The following is a 22,812-nucleotide window of genomic DNA, read 5'->3' as shown; positions in this document are numbered from 1 at the left end:
TAAAAAAGTATAGTTAACTAATTTGTACTTCTCCTTTTGTCGCATGCCAAGGAGCCAACAACTCATCGTCGCTTACTTTCATCTGCTCTTTTTTTCGAATAAAATAAAGTAGGGAGAAGATGCCCAAAATCGCTCCGATAATAGACGCCGAAAAAACCAATTGAATAAAGTAATTTCCCCAAGTAACAGAATTTGGCATAAACTCTTTGTTCACCAATATCAGAAAACTACCCAAATAGCCGATTGAATCAGCCATATACATCACAAAACCAATATTACTTTTCATACGATATGTAGCGATCATTCTTTCAAAAAATATAGCGTTATAAGGAATGTATGCCATATATAACCCCAAACCGACGAGCAACATCCAACTTAAACCATCAATCCATTGCCTCGTAAACAAATAGGTAGAAATACCTGCAGTAAGGAACCCCATAATGATCATATAGTGAATCAACTTAAACGCTTTAAGATTGTTTTTAACCATGATAAGACAACTGACCAACAGCAATACAATTAAGGAAATAGTCCCATCAACTTTTGCAAAAATACCCGCTCCTTTTACATGTAACATCTGCCAGATTTCTACCTCAAAGTTATCCCGCACGTCACGTAAAATAGTAAGCATCGTGTACACGATAATAGTCAATACAATCCCGGGCATAAAGGTTTTAAAAAAGTGTTTTCGCATTTGACTGTCCATTGCAACGCGTTCTGTCCGTAGCTTCTTATCCTCCGTTGTAGGTTCTGGGGCATTTTCAAGTATCCATACGCACAAAATAAAGGGTAGAAAAAAAAGTAAACCCGTCAAAAATGGCATCCAAAATTCATTAATATGAAAAGAAGACATCAACCACCGTCCAACAGTTTTTATCAGTCCAGAAGCAAAAATCAGACTCACGGACATTACTGCCCCCATAATCTCTGTAAAACGCCTTCCTTCTAAATAACTAAATACCAATCCCCAAACCATTCCCAATGGAAAACCATTGATAAAAAGAAAGACAACATTCCAAGGCCTTGGACAAAGTGCAAATGCCAAAAGCCCTATCCATGAAATACAAATCAATGCGATTAAATACCGTCCTCTATTACGTTGTTTACTTTCAGAAATAAATTTAATGCCATAGAACTTTGACAACAAATAGCCCAGCATTTGAATGACCACCATACAGACTTTATAATCGACACCAAAAATAGTATCATTTGCAAAGGCAGATGCCGTAAATGACTTTCTAAATGAATACATACTCGTATAACATAAAAATGCTGTAACAGCCAGAACAATAGCCACAGATTTCTCATCCAGTCTATTTATGCGTCGTTTTATTCGTTGGTTTAACTCCATCATCTAAACTTGTTAACAGACCTCATCGTCCGCAATCAAAAGTAAATTTTGGAAATTAACACAAGACTAAACTTTTGTTAAGTATTTATAAACAAATATAATTATCCATTTTTAATACGAAAAGTATAAAATAAAAAAAGCATCACTGAATGATTCAATGATGCTTTAATACTTAACGTGTTATTATCTATTTCTTATTTTCAAAAAAGTATACAATTAGCATGACGGCCTTTCCATTTCCAACATTGCGCGGTGTATGTGATAGTCGTCCATTAAAGAAAATCGAATCGCCCTCCGCTAAGCTAATTTTTTGATCATTGAAGATATACTCCACCTGTCCGCTAATGATATATTTATATTCATAGGCTTCGGTCTCCACCATGGGGCGTTCTGCATCTGGAAGCAACTCCAAAAGAACAATATCCATGGTCGAACTATCCATCGCAGTTGTAAAAATCCGTTTATAATGAAAACCTATCGCCGACTCTTTTTCAAACGGACTATACGTATCTTTTTTCCGAACGACCACAGGGCCTGAATCCAATTCAGAATTAAAATCTTTAAAAAACTCGTTAAGATCAATATTCAATGCATTGATGATATTAATCAATACGAGTAAGGAGGGTATTGTTCTGTTATTTTCAATCTGCGAAATAAGCCCCTTGCTTACACCCGCTCTATCGGCAACTTCCTGTATGGTAATTCCTTTTTCTTTTCGAATTTCCTTAATTTTATTGCTAATCTTGAATATCGTATTATCTTCCATAACTTAGCCAAAAGTAAACATTTTTATGATGTCGTGTATATTAAGTTTTTATCACTTAATCATAGGTCACCTATAAAATTATGATATTTTACTGTTCTCAGAAAACTGAGGTTCAATAACAGTAGATTTTTTTTCATCATTCATTTTGCTCAGCATTGGTGAGTACTATTGGTAAACTTTAACCCAGTCAACACGCATCTCAACGGGTAGCTTGTCTTGATTCACTTCACCAACCCAGCTTCCGCCCAACTGTTGATCAATCAAAAGATAAAAGGGTTGATCATAAGGCCACTGAGAGGGATCTACACCATCAACTCTTGGGTAAGTAAAGGTGTCAACACCATTTAACTGAAATACGATACGGTCGGGATACCAGCTTATACCGTATATATTATACGCGTCAGTGTTGACCGAAGCGGTACCAAAATGTTTCGGATTCTCCTTTTGCCCCAGATCCAACGTATAATAGGAATGCGTGGTCTGGTATATGATATTGTCAAAATTAAGATGCTCCATAATATCAATTTCACCATTTCTAGGATATTTCCCATACTTGTCCAACTCCGCCAGCATCCACATGGCAGGCCATGCTCCTTTTGCACTTCCTAGCTTGGCTCTGATTTCTATGCGTCCGTACTGAAAAGCAAACTTCCCCTTGCTCCATATCCCGCCTGTCAAAAATGGTCTTGAATCGCTATTTTTGTCTGTATTTTTTATTCCTTTGAGAATTAACTCACCATTTTCCCATCCAAAACAGGCGTCATCCATGCTCATATGCCGATTCCAATCGGCTTCCCCTGCTGGAATCCGGGACCATTTGCTACTATCTAGCTTTGGGGAATTGAAGTTTTCTTCCCATACCAGCTTCCATTCTTTAAGCTCACGATCCTTCTTTTGCATATACACATAAGGATATTCTTTTGGACTATAATGAACACTACATGCAGAAAACAGTAAGAAAAAACAACTTAGGCTTAGGACTCTCTTCATAATTAAAATAGTGGTTTCGCAAAAAATGATTTAGGCCTAAATTTAGACATAAATTACCATAACCGACAACTCCGCTAAAAATTAATAGAAACAAAGATTCAAACGCAAAAAATGAGATTGCGCAAAGTCCTTAAAACATAGGGTGAGCATTTGCCGCGTTCTTAGGTACATCTTGCTGCGCGTCCCAATGCTCTACGATTTTACCTTTTTCCAATCTGAAGATATCGATTGTCGATTTAAGGCTACCATCTGGATTCTTATTTTTTAGGTGTATGAAGACCAAGTCGCCGTCCGAAGCAATATGCTGTACATCAATCTTTGTCTTAGGCTGCCCTTCAAACCACTTTGTCGCAGCGAGCTTAAACGCTGCTGCCCCATCCGCAACAGCGGGGTTATGTTGGATATACTGAGGAGAAATGTACTTGTCAACTGCAGAAATATCCTTATCACCAAACATTTGCTGATAAAAATCTAAAACGATTCTTTTATTCTCTTTGTTTTCGTCAAGTTGTTTTTGCGCAGCTTCTTTGGATTCATCTGTCGAAGGTTGCTGACAACCCAGCGTTAGCAATAAAACAGAGAAAGTCATAACCTTAACCATTATTCTATTTTTCATCTTTAAATCCATTTTAATTGAAGTCATCGATTCACACCTCACCTTAGCACACTCCAATTTACCTAATTTATACAATATAAACAGCTTTTGTCTGAGGTCTTTTACATTATAAATATTGGCATGATAATTGGATTTATTCCTATAGTATAATATTCAGAAATATACATTTCATAAATTTAGGTTAATAATTGGTTAGGTTAAACACCTGAAGTCCCCAACTTCAGGTGTTTTTTATATATTTTCAAAAATCAGTATTGCTATAAAAACAAAAATGACAATTATCGCTTTTATTAATCTAGTTCAATAAAATTCCTTATTGCGCGATGTAACTTTACGTCAGTTAAGAAAATAAAATTATCAGCTATGGAAAATAAAATATTAGGACTACATCACATTACGGCGATAGCAGACAATGCAAAGCGAAATCTCGATTTCTATACAAAAGTACTGGGCGTACGCCTTGTCAAAAAAACAGTTAATTTCGACGACCCAAGCACCTACCACTTCTATTTCGGTAATGAACAGGGCGAACCAGGAACGATTCTTACGTTTTTCCCTTGGGAAGGTATCGGAAAGGGTACTCCGGGAGCGGGAACGGCGACTCATATTGGCTATGCCGTACCTCAAGGGAGTTTGGATTTCTGGAAAAATCGCTTAGCGGAACATCAGATTAGTTTAAAGGAAAATGAGATTTTTGGAGAGAAGCTGATTTCATTTAATGATCCCGATGGATTGCAACTTCAGTTTATTGAAACTCACGACCCTAGAAAGGCATGGACAACTACCGACGTCAATGCAGATCATGCGCTAAAAGGATTCCATAATGTCACGCTTTCATTAAAAGAAGCAGATCCAACTATACGCGTATTGACCGATATTTTAGGTTATTCGTTTCATCAGCAGGATGAGAACCGCTATAGATTAACAACTGACAGCATTGAAACAGCAAACATTGTCGACATAATAGCGGATAAAAATCTGCCCTATGGCAAAAATGCGGCCGGCACAAACCATCATATCGCATTCCGGGTAAAGGATGATAATGTATTGATGGAGTATCGCGAAAAGGTCCTTTCGGCAGGGCTGAATATCACAGAAAAAATAAATAGAGATTACTTTTTCTCACTCTATTTTCGTGAACCTGGCGGTGTCTTATTTGAAATCGCGACAGACAATCCCGGGTTTACAGTAGATGAACCCTTATCCACTTTAGGAGCGGCACTCAAATTGCCAAAACAATATGAAAGCTATCGTTCGCAGATTGAACAGACATTGCCAAAAATCGATTAATAAAAGTTTATAAACATCATTTTACAAAAGAAGAAGTTATGGAAAGAACTGAAATTGTATTAGACAAAAGTCAACGTGGGGAGCTCCAATTATTCTCCGACGATCACAAAGCAGGTTTAATGAGCATCGCTATCATTGACGGAAATTTAGTTGTTTACCATACAGAGGTAGACGAAGCTTATGAAGGCCGAGGATTTGCCAAAATACTTCTTGAGAAATTGGTATCTCATGCGCGTGAAAACAACATGAAAATTGTTCCTTTATGTCCTTATGTAAACGCACAGTTTCATCGTCATCCAGAGCTTTATCAGGATGTTTGGTTTAAAAAAACGGTATAAATTACCATAAAAAGAAGGGACAAAATGAGTCATTCAATCAATATTAAAACGGCTGGGCAAAGTTTGGAACAGGCAAAAAAAGCCATCGTCATGATCCATGGTCGTGGGGGAAGTGCAGAAGACATCCTTGGTATGTCATCCTATCTTCATGTCGATAATTTTGCGTTACTTGCACCACAGGCAGAAAATCACAGCTGGTACCCCTATTCTTTTATTGCTCCCGTACAAGAGAACGAACCCTGGTTGAGTTCTGCAATTGATCTGATCGATCATACGGTCAAACTAGCTTTAGCCAATGGAATCCTCACCGAAAACATCTATTTTTTTGGTTTTTCTCAGGGTGCCTGTTTAACACTAGAATACCTTACACGGCATGGGCAACGCTATGGTGGTGCTATAGCAATTATTGGCGGAGTAATCGGTGAAGAAATTAACAGGGATAATTACAAGGGTGACTTTGCTCAAACACCTATTTTTATAGGCACTAGCGATCCAGATTTCCATGTTCCTCTTGAACGGGTGGAAGCTACAGTAGCCATCTTAGAACAAATGAATGCCAATGTAAAGCTCATGGTATATCAAAACGCAGGCCACTCCATCAACCGCGAGGAGATCGATCTTGCAAACGAATTCGTTCTTTAAGAAAGACAGAAATGATCCATTGGTAAGAGTGATCCATCGGTTGTTGATTAAAATGATTAATCAACAACCAATTTTTTCGACACATTAGACTTTAGGGTATTTATAGCCATTATGATAAACTGATGCCAGGTACCTATTCGCTTTCTGATCAGTAAAATGCTGTTGTTCTTTATCCCAATAGAGTTTTTGTCCTGTCCTAAATGCAATATTTCCCAATTGAGAAAAGATGGCAATATGGGCTCCTACTTCAATTGGTGCATGGAGTATTTGTGGATTACGTTGGCGAATGGCAGCCACAAAATTTTCCATATGTTTATCCAAGCCATTGTCTAAAGAAGGTTGGATAGAGACCGCTTCCATCCTTCCTTTTTCTGGAATGACCTCCCATCCCGATCTATTCAACACCAGCGTACCATTGTTACCAATAAATGCGACACCATGATTACGATTATAAGGTCCGAGATCAATACCCTTAGCATGCTCCCATTGGATGTTGAAGCCCTCAAACTCATATACGGCAGTCATGGTATCAGGCGTTTGGCCAGCATCGTCCGGGAATGCGAACTTACCTCCTGAGGCCATGATGGATTTTGGATCAGAAACTTTCATCCCCAGTAAAGCATAATCCAACATATGCACGCCCCAATCTGTCATCAAACCACCCGCATAGTCCCAAAACCAGCGGAAATTAAAGTGGAATCGATTCGAATTAAATGGTCTTTTTTGTGCCGGGCCTAGCCATTCCGTATAATGCACACCTGCGGGAACAGGTTCATCGGGTACAATGGGAATAGCACTTTTCCACCCCTGATAAGACCAAGCTTTCACCAATCGTATTTTACCTAATTTACCCGAATGAACAAAATCAATGGCGTCCTGGAAATGTTGCTGGCTCCGTTGCCACTGTCCAACTTGCACAATAGCCTTATTCTTTTTTGCCGCCTGAACCATTAATTGACATTCAAGGATAGAGTTACCAATAGGCTTTTCGACATAGACGTGTTTCCCCGCATTTACGGCATCGATCATTTGCAGGCAATGCCAATGATCCGGAGTTGCAATAATGACCGCATCCACCATTGGGCTGTTGAGCATTTTTTTATAATCTACAAATGTTTCGACATGTATGTTTCTTTTCTGAAGTTCTTCCTCTCTCTTTTTAAGAATATTTTCATCCACATCGCAAAGAGCGGTACAAACCAAGCCATCATTCTTTAACAACGCATTCAAATCAGCCCAGCCCATACCATTTACACCAATTAATCCAACCCGGATGGATTGATCTAAAAAGGTTGAACCTTTCGCATTTAAAAAAAAAGTTGAAGCAGCTAAAACAGTAGACGTTTTGATAAAATCTTTTCTATTCATTGGATATTGGTTTAAGTTTTGTTTTTAACGGATATCATCTAAATATCAAATATGAATAGACTACATATGCTTGGATGAATGCCATTTAACAAGAATTACGTTCTTTATTATTAAAAACAAATTGCTTCGATGAAAATACAAAAATGAATTTAGGTGCTCGCAAAAAGCATTGTAAAATATATATCGACAATTGTTGTGGAACCTTATGGACAAAACGAAAAAATGGTCGAGTTAGAATCACTCGACCATACATCTACCTATGAAAAACATGCCCTTGGGAGGGGCGCATGAAGTTAATACTAATTTCACGAAGAACAAACATTTTAAAAAATATTTATCTAAATAATTAATAATACTATTAACAATGGAATTATTAATTGATCATGTTACATTGGTTGGAGGGATTGTGTTTTATTAGGCATTTATGTTCAATAATTTCCTTCCTCTAGCGCTGTTCCAATCAACATCTTCTTCAAAAAAAGCCTCAGTTACATAACACATTTTATAATTCATTTAAAAAAAATAAAAGATTAATCATTTATTATGCCTACCTTGCCGCACTTAATTAAAAATAATGAATACAGGTAAAATTAAATTTTTCAATGAAACTAAAGGTTTTGGTTTTATTACACCAGAGGATGGTAGTGCAGATGTTTTCGTACACGTTTCTGCGCTTAAAAACCAAGTATCTGAAGGCGACGTTGTAACTTATGATGTAGAAAGAACTCCAAAGGGGATCAGCGCTACAAATGTAAAATTGGCGTAATCCAAAAAATACACTTTCTTGTTAATGGGGTAATTCTTAATGACTTATCCCATTTCTTTTTCCTATTCTTCCTTTACAATTTTTCAGCAATCCTTTACTTTTCCGTTGAAGACTTTTAGTTTTCAAATAAAAGCATAAAAAGGATTCTCAAAGGTTTTATTTAAGACAAAATTCGAACATACTATTTATGGAATTTAAACAACTCAGTTTAATCGCTCCGCTTTTAAAAGCAATAACAGAAACAGGCTACACACACCCCACTGCAATTCAACAGAAAGCCATTCCAGTTGTATTGCAAGGCAACGATCTTATTGGTTGTGCACAAACGGGAACAGGCAAAACCGCCGCTTTTGCACTTCCGCTTTTACAACGTCTTGAAGAAACTAAGACTTCAGGTAAGCTCGTTCCGATTAGGGCTTTGATCCTTACGCCAACACGTGAACTAGCCATTCAAATTGGAGACAATATAAACTTATACCGGAAATATCTAAAACTAAACTACTGCACTATTTTCGGTGGTGTAAGCCAAGAAAAACAAGTTAAAGAAATTAAAAAGGGCGTCGATATTCTTGTAGCTACCCCAGGCCGCTTACTGGATTTAATGAATCAAAAAATAGTTTCTCTAGATAAAATCGAAATCTTAATATTGGACGAGGCGGACAATATGCTGGACATGGGCTTTATTCATGACATCAAAAAGATCCTGGCCAAAGTTCCGTCAAAACGACAAACATTATTCTTCTCGGCAACGATGCCACCCAATATCCGTAAATTTGCACATGGCATATTACATAAACCTATTGAAGTTGACGTCACCCCGGTAAGCTCAACGGCCGAGAAAGTCAATCAATCTGTATTTTTTGTTGAAAAGAAGGATAAGATCAAATTATTGACGAGCATACTAAAAAAGCTGAAGCATGAGCGTACCATTGTCTTCTCCCGAACAAAACACGGAGCGGATAAAATCGTTAAGTTACTTGCGAAAAATGGTTTGAGAGCAGCAGCCATTCACGGAAATAAATCTCAAAATGCGAGACAAAAAGCGCTAGGTGAATTTAAGGACAGTCATCTTAAAATATTGATCGCTACCGATATTGCTGCAAGAGGAATTGATATCGAACAACTCCCCCTTGTGATTAATTATGATCTCCCTAATGTACCGGAAACCTACGTTCATCGCATCGGAAGAACAGGAAGAGCTGGCCAGGAAGGAAAAGCCGTTTCTTTTTGCGATGTAGAAGAAAGACCATATTTAGCTGATATTGAAAAATTAATCGGACTAAAAATCAAAATAGAAAAGATCAATAAATAGATCTTTATAAAACCTCAAGTAAAAGCCCCTAAATTATTGGATTTAGGGGCTTTTATGTTTTATTTATGGTTTGCGATCTGCCATCAACAGTGTCGATGGCGTGAAAGGAAGCCAATGTACTTTTTTATTGACAATTTTGTTCCAGCTGGGAAGGCTGATCAACATTAAGTCTTGCTCCTGCCAGGTCTCACGGTTTAACTCTTTTTCAGTTATTGTAAGATGATTTGGTACAAGTTGTTCCAATTGCCTCAATTTCTCTTTAAAGCTCTCATTGGTTTTCAGCACTTGGTTGAGATCCCACACAATGACTTGAGCATCGGAATGCTGTATTAGACGCTGTATCATTTCACCAAGAAATTCATCGTTTTTTAAGACAACAGGAACAACCACACGCTTTGCCTTTAGAAAATTTTTATCGATTAAGATACCTACCTGTGCATTTACTTTAGCATTGATTTGCTGATTTCGATCGAAAGTCATGAAAGGAGACTCTGCATTTGTAACCGTATGGAATAACTTCTCGGGATTCACAATCCGGGTAGTAAAATCTAAAAAACGCCCCAGTAAGCTTCCCTCATAAATTGATTCACTGACACCCAACAATAATAAGTCCTGATTGCGCTCATTGGAAGTTTGAACAATCTCGCTGTCAATATCACTGGAGATTTTAAAAATTGTCTGGATCGGTTGCTCAATCTGCATCGCCACCTGCTTGATTTCACGGAAACTATCCAGCTCCTGGATTTCCACTTCATAATGATGTAATTCGTTGGCAGGCTCAATATGTAATGCCGTAATTTCAGCGTTCTTTTTTGATTTCAATGTTAAAGCATCAGCCAGATACAATAGTGAAATCCCCGTGTTACTTTTCGCAAAAGACAATAGAATCTTAAATTTTGATTTATCACGGAAATCTTCCTGTAGTGAATTTTTCTTAGGTCGATAGAGGAAATTGATTAAATCTAAAGATGGTCCCGTCATAAAAGTAGTGACCAACGCCATTACAACCATCATCGAAAATAATTCAGCACTTAAAACGCCAAGATCGTATCCAATATTGAGGACGATAAGTTCCATTAGCCCCCGCGTGTTCATTAAGGCACCAATACTCAAACTATCTTTCCAGCTTTGACCCACAAAGCGCGCCGCTAACGTACTACCTGCAAATTTACCAATAACCGCAACCAAAATAATCCCAATGGTAATCATCCATAACTGAGGGTCATTAAGCAGACCGATCTGCGTGCGGAGACCTGTAAAGACAAAGAATAAAGGTAATAGTAACAAGGTTGAAACATCTTCGATTTTTTCGATAAATGCTGTCCGGAATCGACTCCCTTCGGGCATAATAGCTCCGGCCATAAATGCTCCAAAAAGTGCATGGATTCCGATTACTTCGGTCGCATAAGCCGACAATAACAGCACAATAAAGAAAATAGCAACAACAGGCTTACTTAGTGCTTCTTTACTTCCTTTTACCTCTCCAACGCGCATCAAAAATGGACGAACGATCTTAATCATGATGAGCACATAGGCAACAGCCAGCCCGATGGTATATAATGCACTAGCAAAATCACCCGCTTTGACAATTGCTATCACGACAGCCAGAATACACCAAGCTGTAATATCGTCTGCAGCAGCGCAGGTAATCGCCATTGCACCTAACTTACTTTTTTGCAATCCCCTTTCTTGTATAATTCTAGCAAGAACAGGAAACGCTGTTATACTCATGGAAATACCAATAAACAAGCTGTAGGATAGAAACTCTACATTTGTGGGTGGATGGAATAGGTATAAAAAATAAGCCAGTGAAATTCCCAACGTAAATGGGATCACAATGCTTGCATGAGAAATGACAACAGCATCATGCGCTTTATTTCGCAGCACATTCAGGTCCAGCTCCATTCCAATGATAAACATAAATAAGATTAGCCCAATTTGGCTCAGAAACTGCAAGTTACTAAGCGATTCTACAGGAAAAAGTGTATGCGAAAATTCGGGAAAATGGAGTCCCAGCAACGATGGCCCCAATATGATACCGGCGAGCATCTCTCCTATGACGACAGGCTGCTTAATCTTTATGCAAATCCAGCCCATGATACGTGCAGCTATAATGATTGTCACGATTTGCGCCAGTAATATCGCTAGCGGATGCTGCAGACTATGGAATAAGGTTGATGTAAAATCGTTCCAGGCACCTTGACTTGTTTTCTGTCCACGCAGCAGCTCTGGAGCCTCCAGCTGTGTCCCCAAATGAATCACCCAATACATCACACCGAGTAATGTACCCACTAACACTACGTAGAAAATTGTATTCCTATATCTCCTCATCTTCAATGGCAATTAAAATAAATATAATGACAATAGCATACTAAGTCCCGACCAATATTCTTTAAACAAAGGGGGGATAAAATACATTCTCAACAAAAATATAATTCTGTTGCAGTTTTAATGCCTTTCAGCAGGTAGGTCTAAGAAAATATGTAATGAACCAAAAGAATTTTGTAATCAACTGAATTTCTCGAAAAACATTTTCTTGTACGATTCGCCCAAATTAAAAACAAGGGGTAGATTTTGTTCGTCCAACAAAGTGCTTGTAATTTCATCAGCCGAGAAAAATTTGACGATCTTGGCTGCAATGATCTCTTTTTTATTGATACGGATAAAATCCTGTTCAGGCAAGATCTCCATCAGCTTATCAAAGCTTATATTTTTCAATAAAATAAATGAACCATCCGCCAAATAAACTGTTTTATCCCGGCTGTCTACTTCAGCTATTTGAACATAGTTAATTTGTTCGAAATACAATACTGTTTTTCCTTTATTCGTATTAAATTGCGCAAATGAGACAGTTTCAGATCGCTTGCTGATTAGCTGCTCAACCTTCATAATGGCTTGTTGAAGACGTTCCAAGGACAGTGGTTTACGCATATAATCTACTGCGTTGATGTCAAATGCCTCGCTCGCATATTGTTTATATGCGGTAGAAAACACAATTGGAAAGTCTTTTAGCTCTATGGCTAGATCAAATCCGTTAAATTCCGGCATTTCAATATCCAGAATACAAAAATCAAAACTCAACTTGCGGTATTCACTCAATAATACAGTTGGATCATTAAAAGTTTTCACCACCTCCAAGCCAGGAATCTGTTCACATAGCATTTTCAAAAATCTCAAGCTTGGTATTTCATCATCCAAAAGAATACATTTCAAATTTTTTTCAATCGGCATACAATCTGATTTGAAGGTGGGCAGTATAAACATCATTTTCTACAAATCTGCGCAGATGATGTCTACCTGGATAATACAACATGAGACGCTCTTCCAAGGTTTTGCTACCTATTCCACTTTTAGACTTTTGCAATGGTGAACGTTTTGATATTCGATTGTTTACAACTAATTCGAATAAACCGTTCTTAAAGGTCAACATGATTGCGATAAAAGAATCCGGACCGTGAAAGTCCGCATGCTTAAACGCATTTTCAATTAAATCAACCGACATCAGAGGAACAAAAGAAGGTGTGTTCAATATAGCGTCATTTAGTTCATCAATATCAAATTTTACGCGGATATCAAATAAAGGGCTTAATTTAACTTTATTAATCTCAATGAGATTGCGGGCAAATTCAATTTCGGCCTTTGGTGAAACGAGCTCATCTTCGCTTTCATACAACACGTAATCCAATACCATGGCCAATTTGTCCATCGTATAATAGGTTTGATAAGCATGGGAAAGTATTCCGTTCAACGAATTTTTAAGCAAATGTGGATTTAATTGAGCCCGATGGAAATGTGCTATCTTTTGATTGTCCATACGATTAAAAAGATCTTTTTGTCGTCTATTTTCGACCTCTAATTTCCGGTATTTTTGTCTTAACAATAGAAACAAAACCAATACTACAGCAACAATGGTCAGCAATAATAGAATGATTATATTCGAGATTTCAGTTGTCATGTTCATCCAAACTTAGTTAAAATTTCATTCTAAACGAAAAACCAGTTGCAGAAAACCTGGATAATCAAACTCGTTAACGATCAAATGAAATCTGAGCAATCTAAACAAAATACAGCACTGTAAAATTCTCATGTATTTATTACAAAAATTAACAGTTTCATTACAATTTAGTCACTTTGAAACATTAATTTCAGATTATTATCCTTATATTGAGACTATTGTAATTAGCCGATCAAATGATTGTCTACGCTATTTTGGTTAAACCCGCCTGATTTTTAATCAGGCCTAATATGAAACACTATGGAAAAGCTCATTTTCGAAACTAATGCACAACATCCCAGTCTTGTAGACAAAATTAAACAAGCTGTTGAAAAACTGAATGGCATCCACGAATGGAAAATCGACTTGGATTCTATTTACAATCTGTTAACCATAGAAGGCATTCGATTAAACCCGACGGAAATCGAATCGGAGCTTGCGCTCCATGGCGTCGAAGCAAGTCGTCTATATGAAGAGTAGACAAACGACTTGATAGCAAATAAAATAAGTTTCTTGGAAGCTAGATGGTTAATAACAACCGAATTCAATAAAACCGAACTTCTTCCAGCATAAGATTAATGCATTCTTATGCTGGAAGAAGCATCAAATCTTTTTAATAACCATGGCAGAGGCACCACCGCCACCATTACATATCGCAGCCAGTCCTAATGATCCCCCTTCCTGTCTTAAGATACTACTAAGTGTTACCACAATTCTAGCTCCCGAACATCCCAATGGATGCCCCAAAGATACCGCCCCCCCATAAACGTTTACTTTGTTCAAGGGTAAGCCTAAAATTTGTGCATTTGCCAAAGCGACAACAGAAAAGGCTTCATTAAATTCGAAATAATCAATATCATCAATGGTAAGGCCTGCTTTTTTTAATACTTTATTTGTGGCAATACTAGGCGTTGTCGTAAACCATTCTGGCACTTGTTCAGCATCAGCATAAGCAATAATCTCGGCTAAGGGGACAAGTCCAAGTTCTTCCAATTTTTCACCAGACATGAGCAGTACCGCAGCAGCTCCATCACTTATCGTCGATGCGTTCGCTGCAGTTACAGTCCCCTCTTTTTTGAAAGCGGGTTTAAGCTCAGGTATCTTGTCAAAATTGACCTGAGAAAACTCTTCATCCCGCGAAACAAGCACCTCTCCTTTTCGACTCTGTACCGTTATAGGTTGGACTTCGCTCAAAAACTTATTTTTTTGCCAAGCATCGAGACTTCTTTTATAGGAACTTATTGCATAATTATCCTGTTCTTCACGACCAATATGATATTTTTCGGCGCATAGTTCCGCGAAGACTCCCATGGCATCATTTGAATAAGCATCACTCAAGCCATCGCGTTGCAAGCCATCACTCAGGCTTTGAGCACCAAACTTAGCACCCCAGCGCATAGCATCTGCATAGTAAGGTACCCTGCTCATGCTTTCCATCCCCCCTGCAATCACAACATCCGCATCTCCCAATAGAATACTCTGCGCAGCAACCGCTATGGCTTTCATGCCACTTGCACATACCTTATTGATGGTTGTTGCAGTTGTATGATCTGATAAACCGGCGAAACGAGCAACCTGTCGAGCCGGTGCTTGTCCTAAATCAGCTTGCAAAACAGCCCCCATAATAATCTCGTCGACTAAATCACTGGCAATTCCAGCTTCATCAACAACCGCTCGGACAACCCGGGCTGCGAGCTTCGTGGCTGAAATTGACGATAGCGCTCCACCAAAGCTTCCAATTGGTGTACGTTTCGCTGCAACGATAAATACGCTTTTTGACATGATATAAAAATTTATAATTGTTTTGCTAAAATTAGGAGGCCTATCCTAAGCGTATCCGCAACAGCCCTTCCTCATCTTAAAGATAAAAAATATAACAGATACCCCACAACAAGTCGGTTTTATTTTTTTTATAAAAACAGAATAAATAGAAAAAAAACAACCCAAAAACTTCCCTACTTAAACTATTAAACGAAAAATAAAGAATAAAAATTTGCAAAAAGCCAAGCCTTTTCGTTAAATTCGTTTAGATAACATCCTAATGGACGGGCATTCAAGAGGCCCCCTTACATAAGATAACCAGAAGCAAGATAAACGATTATGCAGACAATCCGGTTTACAGCTGAACATCAGATTTTTCGCGATACACTTCGCGCATTTATTCGAAAAGAGATTACACCTTACATCGATGATTGGGAAAAACAGGGGGAGATCGACCGGAAAGTGTGGAAGAAAATGGGTGATATGGGATTTATGGGTCTCAATTATCCAGAAGTGTATGGCGGACTAGAACTCGATTTTTATTATTCCTTGATACTCTGCGAAGAATTATCGTATTGTTTTTCTGGCGGATTTACCATTTCCGCGCTTGTCATTCAGTTTATGTCGGCTCCATACCTACTGAAATATGGATCAGAAGATCTGAAAGCACGCTATCTTAAACCGGTTATTGCTGGTGATATGATCAGCGCTGTTGCTATTACTGAACCTGGGGCTGGTTCTGACGTAAAGCAGATCAAAACAACAGCTGTCCGCGACGGAGATTTTTATATTGTCAACGGATCTAAAAACATTTATTACCAACGGTTACTACGGTGATTTTTTCATTACAGCAGTCAAAACGGCTCCTGACCAAGGAACAAAAGGAATAAGCTTGTTAATTATTGACAGAAATGCAAGCGGAGTCTCTTCAAACAAAATCAATAAATTAGGTTGGCACGCCTCGGACACTGCCGAACTAGGTTTTAATAATGTGCGAGTCCCTATTTCTCACCTTGTTGGCATTGCCGGAGAAGGATTTCGCTATTTAATGGATGGACTTCAGTTGGAAAGGCTTACCGCAGCTGTTCATAGTCTCGCTACCGCAGAATCCGCATTTCAGTATACGCTTGATTATATCGCACAACGCGAAGCCTTTGGAAAAAAGATCCAGGAATTTCAAACCATACGGCACCGGATCGCACAAATGGCAGCCAATATTGCTACCACGAAAGCCTTTGTCTACCATTGTTGTGATCTCCAAGACCAAAACGAATATGCAGTCCAAGAATGTTCCATAGCGAAGCTACAAGCAAGTGAGCTCGCCGTCAATGTCGTAAACCAATGTCTCCAATTATTTGCGGTTATGGCTTTACAGAAGATTATAAAATCGCACGTTTATATCGCGATGTCCGTGTCGGCACCATTATCGGAGGAACCTCAGAAATCATGCTCGAAATTATCGCGAAAATGACAATAGATCATGTGACTTATCAATCCGGAAAGTCCAAACAATAGAAAGCTTTTAAAAATCAGGACCAATACAATGGATGAAAATAAATCTTATAGGACACACCCTCTCTTTCGTGTAGAACAGGATAATCATCATATCATTACAATCCAACCTCTATCGGCAGCAGCTCCAGAGCAGTTGGATATGATAGGCTATCTCACACAATTTGTCGATTTGGTTACGTTCATTCTCGAACGGGAAGATACGGTAGGCGTCGTATACACTTGCCCGATTCAAGACGAAAAAATTGAGTATGCGCAATTATTTAGGCAGTTTTCTTCGAGCCGCTCGAGCCCTTCGGACTTATTCGAGCTTACATCAAAAGTTTTGCGTTGGGAAACGTTTAAAAAGCCAATTGTCTCTCTTTTCACTAACAATTGTACTGCGATTGCCCTAGCGACTATGCTATGGTCTAATTATCGTATCGCCTCCGAAACACTTCAGTTTGGCTTTCCGGAAAGTAGGTATGGTTTGTTTACGGCTTTTGGTGCAACGATCTATTTGCCAGCATTGATAGGTACTGAAAATGCCCTAAGTCTGCTGACACAAAACAAACTTGTGAGCAGTGAAGAAGCACATCAACTTGGGTTAATCAATGAATTGGCGCAGAAGCCGGACGATTGCCTATCTTTAGCAAAAAACTGGATTCTTCATCCTCCCAGCATTGATGCCAACCAGCACACAAAACAAATGGACGAACTGGGGCCTGAAGCAATTCTCGCTATCCAAAAAAAAGCACGCGGCTTATACCCCGGTACAAATGCAGTTATTGAATTATTACAAAAAAAACAATTATCTACACCGTTTGAGGCCGCCGAGCAGGAAGCAAACTTGTACCTGCACGTATTAAAACGTCCCGAGCCACTCAGCATGGTCCGTACACTTCATTATGGTGTCCAATTGGCGAAATCACCCAAAAGTATAAACCATTTTGAGGATTATAGCCTAAAAAAAATAGGCATTCTGGGTGCTGGAATGATGGGTTCGGGGATCGCTTATGAGGCGGCCCGGGCGGGAATAGAAGTTGCTTTAAAAGACGTTACAATTTCCCAAGCCCAACGCGGCAAAGCTTATGCTAAGCAGGTTTGTGAAAAATCACTGGCTTTAGGGGCCATGACCGCATCCCAAGGGGAGCAATTGCTTGCACGCATAAAACCAACGGAGCAAGTCAGTGATCTGAATGGATCTGACTGTATTATTGAAGCTGTATTTGAAGATTTCCACCTAAAAGCTAATGTCACACAAGAAAGCTTACCCTATTTAAGTGAAAATGGGTTCTTCGCGACAAATACGACATCATTGCCCATTACGGAGCTTGCGAAAGCAAGCACCGAACCTAAGAGTTTTATCGGCATGCATTTCTTTTCTCCTGTTGACCGCATGCCTCTTGTCGAAATCATCTGTGGTAAACAAACCGCGCAAAAAACGTTGGAGAAAGCACTCGCCACAGCTTTACGCCTCAATAAAATTCCGATAGTCGTACAAGACGGTCCAGGTTTTTTCACCTCGCGTATTTTCTTCAACTATTTACTGGAGGGTATTACAATGGTATTGGAAGGAATCTCTCCAACTCTTATTGAAGAGGAAGCGATAGCTGCAGGTTTTGCCGTAGGTCCCTTAGCGGTATTAGACGAAATCTCCTTGGAGCTAATGCTCCACGTGTATGATCAACTTCCACAACTACATGCCAGCCAAAAGCGCGCATACAATTACCTCAAAGGTATGGTGGATCAAGGAAGAAAAGGAAAAAAATCAGGCGCTGGATTCTACGATTATGGCACTGAAACCAAAAAGAAGAAAATTTGGAAAAACCCTATAATTGCATCTGTAAAGGAAAATATAACAGCTACAATTATCCGTAAGCGTTTATTGCATGTTATGGCATTGGATAGTTACCGATGCCTCGCAGAAGGTGTACTTCATCAACCCATCGATGGCGACATTGGTTCCATCTTAGGGGTTGGTTATGCAAGCCATACAGGGGGGGTATTCGGTCACATCGATCTCACAACACTTCCTCTATTCGTTTCGGAATGTCAACTATTTCAGCCCTACGGTGAACAATGGGATATTCCAGCATCTTTAAGAGAGCTGGCAGATAAAGATTTCAGATTTTATAATGGTTTCGACTCAAACTGGTCTTAAAACCGACCTGTGCTCAACTGAAGAAGTTGTCTAGCACCTATTAAATGCTACCCTAATAGATAACCATTAAAGGGTTAAAAAACTACCAAACAAAGGATTACATCTTTAAAACTAAATATTCTATATAATTGCGTAATGATGTTATAAAGTACTAAACAAAAGCTAGGGCGACAAATAGGGTGAGTCGCCCTAGCTATATCATTAGCGCACAAACAAATCCATGAGACGCGAAACATCCTGTTCGAGAAAAGTATCGTAGTCCAAGGTAGCTGCAAGTATTTTCTTTTGCTGTTTTTCAGAAAATACCCGAGCAAGATTTGTTTTGTATTTTTCAATTAACTTAGGTATTCCTTCTGCCCTCCTTCTTGGATGACCTATTGGGTATTCGACAACTACCTCAGGCAATAAGGTCCCATCAGTCAATTCAATGGTCAAAGCATTTGATATCGCCCGCTTTTGTGGATCGTGATAATCAAGGGTGAATTGAGTATCTTCGATACAATAAATTTTATCGCGCAGTGCATCAATTCTTGGATCAGAAGCGATATGATTTTCATAATCTTCAGCTGTCAGACGTCCAAAGATCAGCGGCACAGCAACCATATACTGAATACAGTGATCACGGTCTGCAGGGTTGTGCAAAGGCCCCTTTTTATCGATAATCCGGATAGCCGCTTCATGTGTACGAATGGTAACACGGGCAATATCCGAAGTACTTTTTCCGAATTCCTTCAATTGCTGATGAAGTAACATTGCTGCTTCGGCTGCAGTCTGTGCATGGAACTCAGCGGGAAAAGAAATCTTAAAAAGAATATTCTCCATCACATATGATCCGTAACCACGTTGAAATTTAAATGCACTTCCTTTAAAGGATACATCGTAGAATCCCCAGATTGGAGCTGTCAAAACAGATGGATAGCCCATTTCTCCTGTTTTTGCGATCATGGCCAGTCGAACAGCACGTGAAGTTGCATCTCCGGCTGCCCATGATTTTCGGCTACCTGTATTTGGTGCATGCCGATAAGTGCGTAAAGCTTGTCCATCGACAAAAAGCCAAAGAAACCGCGTTGAGCAATTCCTCTCTTGTGAGACCAAGGAGCCTACCTACCACCGCTGTTGAAGCTACCTTAACCAAAATAACATGGTCCAAACCCACTTTATTAAACGAGTTTTCAAGCGCCAAAACACCTTGTATCTCATGAGCCATAATCATTGCCTCGAGCACCACTTTAGTTTTCAATGGTTTTTGACCATTCGCAATATCGGTTCGGCTCAACCAATCTGCGACAGCTAAAATTCCCCCTAAATTATCGGATGGATGGCCCCATTCTGCAGCTAGCCAGGTATCATTAAAATCCAGCCATCGAATAATCGTGCCGATATTGAAGGCAGCCTGAATGGGATCCAATTGAAAATTTGTACCCGGCACCCTTGCACCATTCGGTACAACGGTCCCTGCCACAACTGGCCCCAACAATTTAGTACAGGCAGGATAAGTCAATGCTTCCAAGCCGCAGCCGATGGTATCGAGAAAACAGTAAAATGCTGTATTCCAAGCAACTTTTTCCTCAATTTTATAATTTAGGACATAATCCACAATGTCCACTAAAACCTGATCCGGTTGTGGTCTTTCATTTGATATTGCTGAACTCATTCGTGTATTTCGTATAAGACTATCGTTCTATTTATTAATATAATTCGTTTTTTTTATGCGCTAAATTCTTCCTCTCCCCCCTGTTCAAAAAGCACTTTAAACACCTTTCATTAATCCAAATTTACCGTTCGGAAAGAGGTACAAAAGGTCTATCATCGGGACCAATGTAGTTTGCACTCGGCCGGATAATTTTTCCATCCTGACGTTGCTCAAAAACATGCGCTGACCAGCCTGTTATACGTGAGAGAACAAATAAGGGCGTAAACATCTCCGTTGGAATCCCCATAATATGATAGGACACGGCGGAGTACCAATCCAGGTTCGGAAACATTTTCTTTTCTTCCCACATAACTTTTTCCAACCGCTCTGCGATCAGGTAGAGTGTCATGTCTCCTGCTTCTTCCGACAGCTCTCTCGCAACTTGTTTTATCACTTGATTTCTTGGATCCGAGATCGTATACACCGGATGGCCAAATCCAATAATGACTTCTTTATTTGCCAATCGTCTTCGGATATCCTCTTCCGCCTCATCAGCATTTGCATAACGACTCTGAATTTCGAAAGCGACCTCATTGGCTCCGCCATGCTTAGGTCCACGTAGCGCACCTATTGCCCCTGCTATACAGGAATACATATCTGATCCTGTTCCTGCAATTACCCGAGCGGTGAATGTGGATGCGTTGAATTCATGCTCCGCATATAAATTAAGTGAAATTTGCATCGCTCTCACCCAAGACGGCGATGGAACCTTTCCGTGCAGGAGATGTAGAAAATGTCCGCCTAAAGTGGAGTCCGAAGTCTCAACCTGCACCTCACGTCCATGCTGACTAAAGTGATACCAGTACAACAGTGCTGAAGCCATCGATGCCATCAGACGAGTTGCAATATCCCGTGCACCAGCAATGGGATGACTATCCTTTTCTGGCGATACACTACCGAAAAACGAAACATAAGTCCGTAAAACATCCATGGCATGGGCTGTAGATGGCAACTGCTTAAGGACTTGTTGAACAGTAATAGGTAGGCCACGTTGACTGATCAACTGACTTTGATACGTGACGAGTTGTGCCTGTGTTGGTAGACTTCCATAAATAAGTAAGTAAGCAACCTCTTCAAAACTTGCCTGATGCGCCAGATCTAAAATATCATAACCCCTATAATGCAGATCATTACCACTTTTTCCGACAGTACTCAAAGCCGTATTACCAGCTGTTACACCAGAGAGTGCTACACTTTTTTTAGGCTTAAAACCTGCGCCGTTTGTCTCTTCCATCTGAATATAATTATTTGTTAAACAATTGATCCAATCGATTTTCATAAGCATAATAATCGATACTTCTGTATAACTCCTCTCTCGTCTGCATATCGTCGATCACATTCAGCTGCCCCCCATCTTCCCGAATATGACGATAAACAGTTGCAGCGGCTTTATTAGCTGCACGGAAGGCAGATAGCGGATAAAGGACAATAGAAACATCCGCGTGACGAAGTTCATCCAGGCCAAACAACGGTGTTTGTCCAAATTCGGTGATATTCGCCAAAATCGGAAGACCTGTTGCCGCACTAAATTGAACGTATTGCTCCAAATGATGCACCGCCTCGGCAAAAATAAAATCCGCTCCGGCTTCTTTATAAGCCACTGCCCTTTCCAAAGCAAGCTCAAGGCCTTCGGAAGCCAGTGCATCTGTACGTGCACCAATGGCAAAATGCTCATCCGTGCGTGCATCCACCGCCGCTTTCAGACGGTCAACCATTTCAGATCGAGAGACGAGCTCTTTCCCAGGCCGGTGCCCACAACGCTTAGCTCCCACCTGATCCTCCATGTGTACTGCCGCCGCGCCCACTTTAATTAAAGACTTTATTGTACGTGCCACATTGAATGCCGAAGGACCGAAGCCAGTATCAATATCCACCAGCAAAGGAAGCTTACACACATTTGTAATGCGATCCACATCAATCAAAACATCCTGAAGTGTTGTAATCCCAAGATCCGGAATCCCAAGAGAACCTGCTGCAACACCACCTCCAGAAAGATAAATAGCTTTAAAACCGGCCTGTTCAGCCAAAAGAGCATGATTCGCATTGATCGCTCCAACAATTTGTAATGGTTTTTCATTCTTGATCGCTTCCTTAAAAAGGAAGCCCGGGGATTTTATCATAATATCGAATTTGAAATTCCATGCCCTATAACCTCCTTTAGATACAGGTTACAGCGACTACTTAAGTTTACTTAGTCCGAAGGAATTCTTTTGAGGCCCTTCCTCTTAAAGATACTAATTATCACCGCAATAAAACAAATTATTTTCTAC

At 39.6% G+C, this 22,812-nt stretch carries 19 protein-coding genes and 2 pseudogenes; 9 read left to right on the top strand and 12 right to left on the bottom strand.

Going from position 1 to position 22,812, the window contains the following annotated elements; genetic code table 11:
• Positions 1–13: 13 nt before the first annotated feature.
• From DTA23_RS24030 to DTA23_RS24015, 4 genes are all read right to left on the bottom strand, one after another.
• Positions 14–1,354 carry a DUF5690 family protein gene (locus tag DTA23_RS24030; protein ID WP_112376236.1) on the bottom strand — a complete coding sequence of 447 codons (1,341 nt, stop codon included), beginning with the start codon at positions 1,352–1,354 and terminating at the stop codon, positions 14–16.
• Positions 1,355–1,538: 184 nt separating this feature from the next.
• Complete coding sequence (locus tag DTA23_RS24025; protein WP_070565659.1) at positions 1,539–2,117, bottom strand: helix-turn-helix domain-containing protein; 579 nt, start codon at positions 2,115–2,117, stop codon at positions 1,539–1,541.
• A gap of 165 nt (positions 2,118–2,282) precedes the next feature.
• Positions 2,283–3,107: a glycoside hydrolase family 16 protein gene (locus tag DTA23_RS24020; RefSeq protein WP_070565327.1), complete on the bottom strand. Its 825-nt coding sequence runs from the start codon at positions 3,105–3,107 to the stop codon at positions 2,283–2,285.
• A gap of 130 nt (positions 3,108–3,237) precedes the next feature.
• Positions 3,238–3,723, bottom strand: coding sequence for a nuclear transport factor 2 family protein (locus DTA23_RS24015; RefSeq protein ID WP_112376591.1), 486 nt, complete (start codon positions 3,721–3,723; stop codon positions 3,238–3,240).
• 363 nt (positions 3,724–4,086) lie between these two features.
• Here DTA23_RS24015 and DTA23_RS24010 point away from each other — a divergent pair, with 363 nt between their 5' ends.
• The 3 genes from DTA23_RS24010 to DTA23_RS24000 are packed head-to-tail and all read left to right on the top strand — an operon-like array spanning position 4,087 to position 5,993.
• Positions 4,087–5,013 (top strand): ring-cleaving dioxygenase, encoded by a 927-nt coding sequence (locus DTA23_RS24010; RefSeq protein WP_112376235.1) that lies wholly within the window; start codon positions 4,087–4,089, stop codon positions 5,011–5,013.
• A gap of 38 nt (positions 5,014–5,051) precedes the next feature.
• A complete protein-coding gene (locus tag DTA23_RS24005; protein ID WP_112376234.1) occupies positions 5,052–5,351 on the top strand; it encodes a GNAT family N-acetyltransferase in 300 nt (99 codons plus the stop codon).
• Between the two features lie 24 nt (positions 5,352–5,375).
• Positions 5,376–5,993, top strand: a complete 618-nt coding sequence (locus DTA23_RS24000) for an alpha/beta hydrolase (RefSeq protein ID WP_070565331.1) — start codon at positions 5,376–5,378, stop codon at positions 5,991–5,993.
• Between the two features lie 84 nt (positions 5,994–6,077).
• On the opposite strand, the gene DTA23_RS23995 is transcribed toward DTA23_RS24000, so the two are convergent.
• Positions 6,078–7,361 carry a Gfo/Idh/MocA family protein gene (locus tag DTA23_RS23995; protein ID WP_112376233.1) on the bottom strand — a complete coding sequence of 428 codons (1,284 nt, stop codon included), beginning with the start codon at positions 7,359–7,361 and terminating at the stop codon, positions 6,078–6,080.
• Between the two features lie 574 nt (positions 7,362–7,935).
• Between DTA23_RS23995 and DTA23_RS23990 the strand changes: the two genes are divergently transcribed.
• On the top strand, positions 7,936–8,127 hold the full coding sequence (locus tag DTA23_RS23990) for a cold-shock protein (RefSeq protein WP_046672944.1): 192 nt from the start codon (positions 7,936–7,938) through the stop codon (positions 8,125–8,127).
• A 187-nt stretch (positions 8,128–8,314) separates the two neighbouring features.
• Positions 8,315–9,439 (top strand): DEAD/DEAH box helicase, encoded by a 1,125-nt coding sequence (locus tag DTA23_RS23985; RefSeq protein ID WP_070565335.1) that lies wholly within the window; start codon positions 8,315–8,317, stop codon positions 9,437–9,439.
• A gap of 63 nt (positions 9,440–9,502) precedes the next feature.
• Here DTA23_RS23985 and DTA23_RS23980 read toward each other — a convergent pair whose 3' ends face one another.
• The 3 genes from DTA23_RS23980 to DTA23_RS23970 form a co-directional block, all read right to left on the bottom strand.
• Positions 9,503–11,770 (bottom strand): cation:proton antiporter, encoded by a 2,268-nt coding sequence (locus DTA23_RS23980; RefSeq protein ID WP_112376232.1) that lies wholly within the window; start codon positions 11,768–11,770, stop codon positions 9,503–9,505.
• Between the two features lie 177 nt (positions 11,771–11,947).
• Positions 11,948–12,670, bottom strand: a complete 723-nt coding sequence (locus DTA23_RS23975) for a LytR/AlgR family response regulator transcription factor (protein WP_201303549.1) — start codon at positions 12,668–12,670, stop codon at positions 11,948–11,950.
• On the bottom strand, positions 12,660–13,400 hold the full coding sequence (locus DTA23_RS23970) for a histidine kinase (RefSeq protein WP_083295901.1): 741 nt from the start codon (positions 13,398–13,400) through the stop codon (positions 12,660–12,662). Before DTA23_RS23970 ends, DTA23_RS23975 begins: the two co-directional genes overlap by 11 nt.
• 294 nt (positions 13,401–13,694) lie before the next feature.
• Here DTA23_RS23970 and DTA23_RS23965 point away from each other — a divergent pair, with 294 nt between their 5' ends.
• Positions 13,695–13,913, top strand: coding sequence for a hypothetical protein (locus DTA23_RS23965; RefSeq protein ID WP_046672939.1), 219 nt, complete (start codon positions 13,695–13,697; stop codon positions 13,911–13,913).
• Positions 13,914–14,036: 123 nt separating this feature from the next.
• Here the strand turns inward: DTA23_RS23965 and DTA23_RS23960 are convergent, their stop codons facing one another.
• The gene (locus DTA23_RS23960) at positions 14,037–15,215 is read right to left on the bottom strand and encodes a thiolase family protein (RefSeq protein ID WP_112376231.1); all 1,179 of its coding nucleotides are present in this window, start codon (positions 15,213–15,215) and stop codon (positions 14,037–14,039) included.
• A gap of 318 nt (positions 15,216–15,533) precedes the next feature.
• Here DTA23_RS23960 and DTA23_RS28130 point away from each other — a divergent pair, with 318 nt between their 5' ends.
• From DTA23_RS28130 to DTA23_RS23950, 3 genes and pseudogenes are all read left to right on the top strand, one after another.
• Positions 15,534–16,031 carry an acyl-CoA dehydrogenase family protein gene (locus DTA23_RS28130; protein WP_218565458.1) on the top strand — a complete coding sequence of 166 codons (498 nt, stop codon included), beginning with the start codon at positions 15,534–15,536 and terminating at the stop codon, positions 16,029–16,031.
• A pseudogene (locus DTA23_RS28125) lies at positions 15,985–16,709 on the top strand (acyl-CoA dehydrogenase family protein). The gene DTA23_RS28130 and the pseudogene DTA23_RS28125 overlap by 47 nt, the downstream one beginning before the upstream one ends.
• A gap of 28 nt (positions 16,710–16,737) precedes the next feature.
• Positions 16,738–18,849 (top strand): 3-hydroxyacyl-CoA dehydrogenase NAD-binding domain-containing protein, encoded by a 2,112-nt coding sequence (locus DTA23_RS23950; RefSeq protein ID WP_112376230.1) that lies wholly within the window; start codon positions 16,738–16,740, stop codon positions 18,847–18,849.
• 201 nt (positions 18,850–19,050) lie between these two features.
• On the opposite strand, the pseudogene DTA23_RS23945 reads toward DTA23_RS23950, so the two are convergent.
• From DTA23_RS23945 to prpB, 3 genes and pseudogenes are all read right to left on the bottom strand, one after another.
• A pseudogene (locus DTA23_RS23945) lies at positions 19,051–20,503 on the bottom strand (bifunctional 2-methylcitrate dehydratase/aconitate hydratase).
• Positions 20,504–20,624: 121 nt separating this feature from the next.
• Positions 20,625–21,776 carry a bifunctional 2-methylcitrate synthase/citrate synthase gene (gene prpC, locus DTA23_RS23940; protein WP_112376587.1) on the bottom strand — a complete coding sequence of 384 codons (1,152 nt, stop codon included), beginning with the start codon at positions 21,774–21,776 and terminating at the stop codon, positions 20,625–20,627.
• Positions 21,777–21,786: 10 nt separating this feature from the next.
• Complete coding sequence (prpB, locus tag DTA23_RS23935) at positions 21,787–22,662, bottom strand: methylisocitrate lyase (protein WP_112376229.1); 876 nt, start codon at positions 22,660–22,662, stop codon at positions 21,787–21,789.
• Between the last annotated feature and the right edge of the window lie 150 nt (positions 22,663–22,812).

This window comes from Sphingobacterium multivorum, assembly GCF_900457465.1.
Classification (GTDB): Bacteria; Bacteroidota; Bacteroidia; order Sphingobacteriales; family Sphingobacteriaceae; genus Sphingobacterium; species Sphingobacterium multivorum.
The sequence above is the reverse complement of the archived record's forward strand: the minus strand, read 5'-3'. Positions and strand labels throughout refer to the sequence as shown.

What these genes read in the sequence shown, in the direction of transcription:
- DTA23_RS24030 (WP_112376236.1), bottom strand. Translation starts at nt 1,354, where the DNA reads ATGATGGAGTTAAACCAACGAATAAAACGACGCATAAATAGACTGGAT.
- DTA23_RS24015 (WP_112376591.1), bottom strand. Translation starts at nt 3,723, where the DNA reads ATGAAAAATAGAATAATGGTTAAGGTTATGACTTTCTCTGTTTTATTG.
- DTA23_RS24020 (WP_070565327.1), bottom strand. Translation starts at nt 3,107, where the DNA reads ATGAAGAGAGTCCTAAGCCTAAGTTGTTTTTTCTTACTGTTTTCTGCA.
- DTA23_RS23960 (WP_112376231.1), bottom strand. Translation starts at nt 15,215, where the DNA reads ATGTCAAAAAGCGTATTTATCGTTGCAGCGAAACGTACACCAATTGGA.
- DTA23_RS23965 (WP_046672939.1), top strand. Translation starts at nt 13,695, where the DNA reads ATGGAAAAGCTCATTTTCGAAACTAATGCACAACATCCCAGTCTTGTA.
- prpC (WP_112376587.1), bottom strand. Translation starts at nt 21,776, where the DNA reads ATGGAAGAGACAAACGGCGCAGGTTTTAAGCCTAAAAAAAGTGTAGCA.
- DTA23_RS24000 (WP_070565331.1), top strand. Translation starts at nt 5,376, where the DNA reads ATGAGTCATTCAATCAATATTAAAACGGCTGGGCAAAGTTTGGAACAG.
- DTA23_RS24025 (WP_070565659.1), bottom strand. Translation starts at nt 2,117, where the DNA reads ATGGAAGATAATACGATATTCAAGATTAGCAATAAAATTAAGGAAATT.
- DTA23_RS23980 (WP_112376232.1), bottom strand. Translation starts at nt 11,770, where the DNA reads ATGAGGAGATATAGGAATACAATTTTCTACGTAGTGTTAGTGGGTACA.
- DTA23_RS23950 (WP_112376230.1), top strand. Translation starts at nt 16,738, where the DNA reads ATGGATGAAAATAAATCTTATAGGACACACCCTCTCTTTCGTGTAGAA.
- DTA23_RS23975 (WP_201303549.1), bottom strand. Translation starts at nt 12,670, where the DNA reads ATGCCGATTGAAAAAAATTTGAAATGTATTCTTTTGGATGATGAAATA.
- DTA23_RS23985 (WP_070565335.1), top strand. Translation starts at nt 8,315, where the DNA reads ATGGAATTTAAACAACTCAGTTTAATCGCTCCGCTTTTAAAAGCAATA.
- DTA23_RS24010 (WP_112376235.1), top strand. Translation starts at nt 4,087, where the DNA reads ATGGAAAATAAAATATTAGGACTACATCACATTACGGCGATAGCAGAC.
- DTA23_RS23990 (WP_046672944.1), top strand. Translation starts at nt 7,936, where the DNA reads ATGAATACAGGTAAAATTAAATTTTTCAATGAAACTAAAGGTTTTGGT.
- DTA23_RS23970 (WP_083295901.1), bottom strand. Translation starts at nt 13,400, where the DNA reads ATGAACATGACAACTGAAATCTCGAATATAATCATTCTATTATTGCTG.
- DTA23_RS23995 (WP_112376233.1), bottom strand. Translation starts at nt 7,361, where the DNA reads ATGAATAGAAAAGATTTTATCAAAACGTCTACTGTTTTAGCTGCTTCA.
- DTA23_RS24005 (WP_112376234.1), top strand. Translation starts at nt 5,052, where the DNA reads ATGGAAAGAACTGAAATTGTATTAGACAAAAGTCAACGTGGGGAGCTC.
- prpB (WP_112376229.1), bottom strand. Translation starts at nt 22,662, where the DNA reads ATGATAAAATCCCCGGGCTTCCTTTTTAAGGAAGCGATCAAGAATGAA.
- DTA23_RS28130 (WP_218565458.1), top strand. Translation starts at nt 15,534, where the DNA reads ATGCAGACAATCCGGTTTACAGCTGAACATCAGATTTTTCGCGATACA.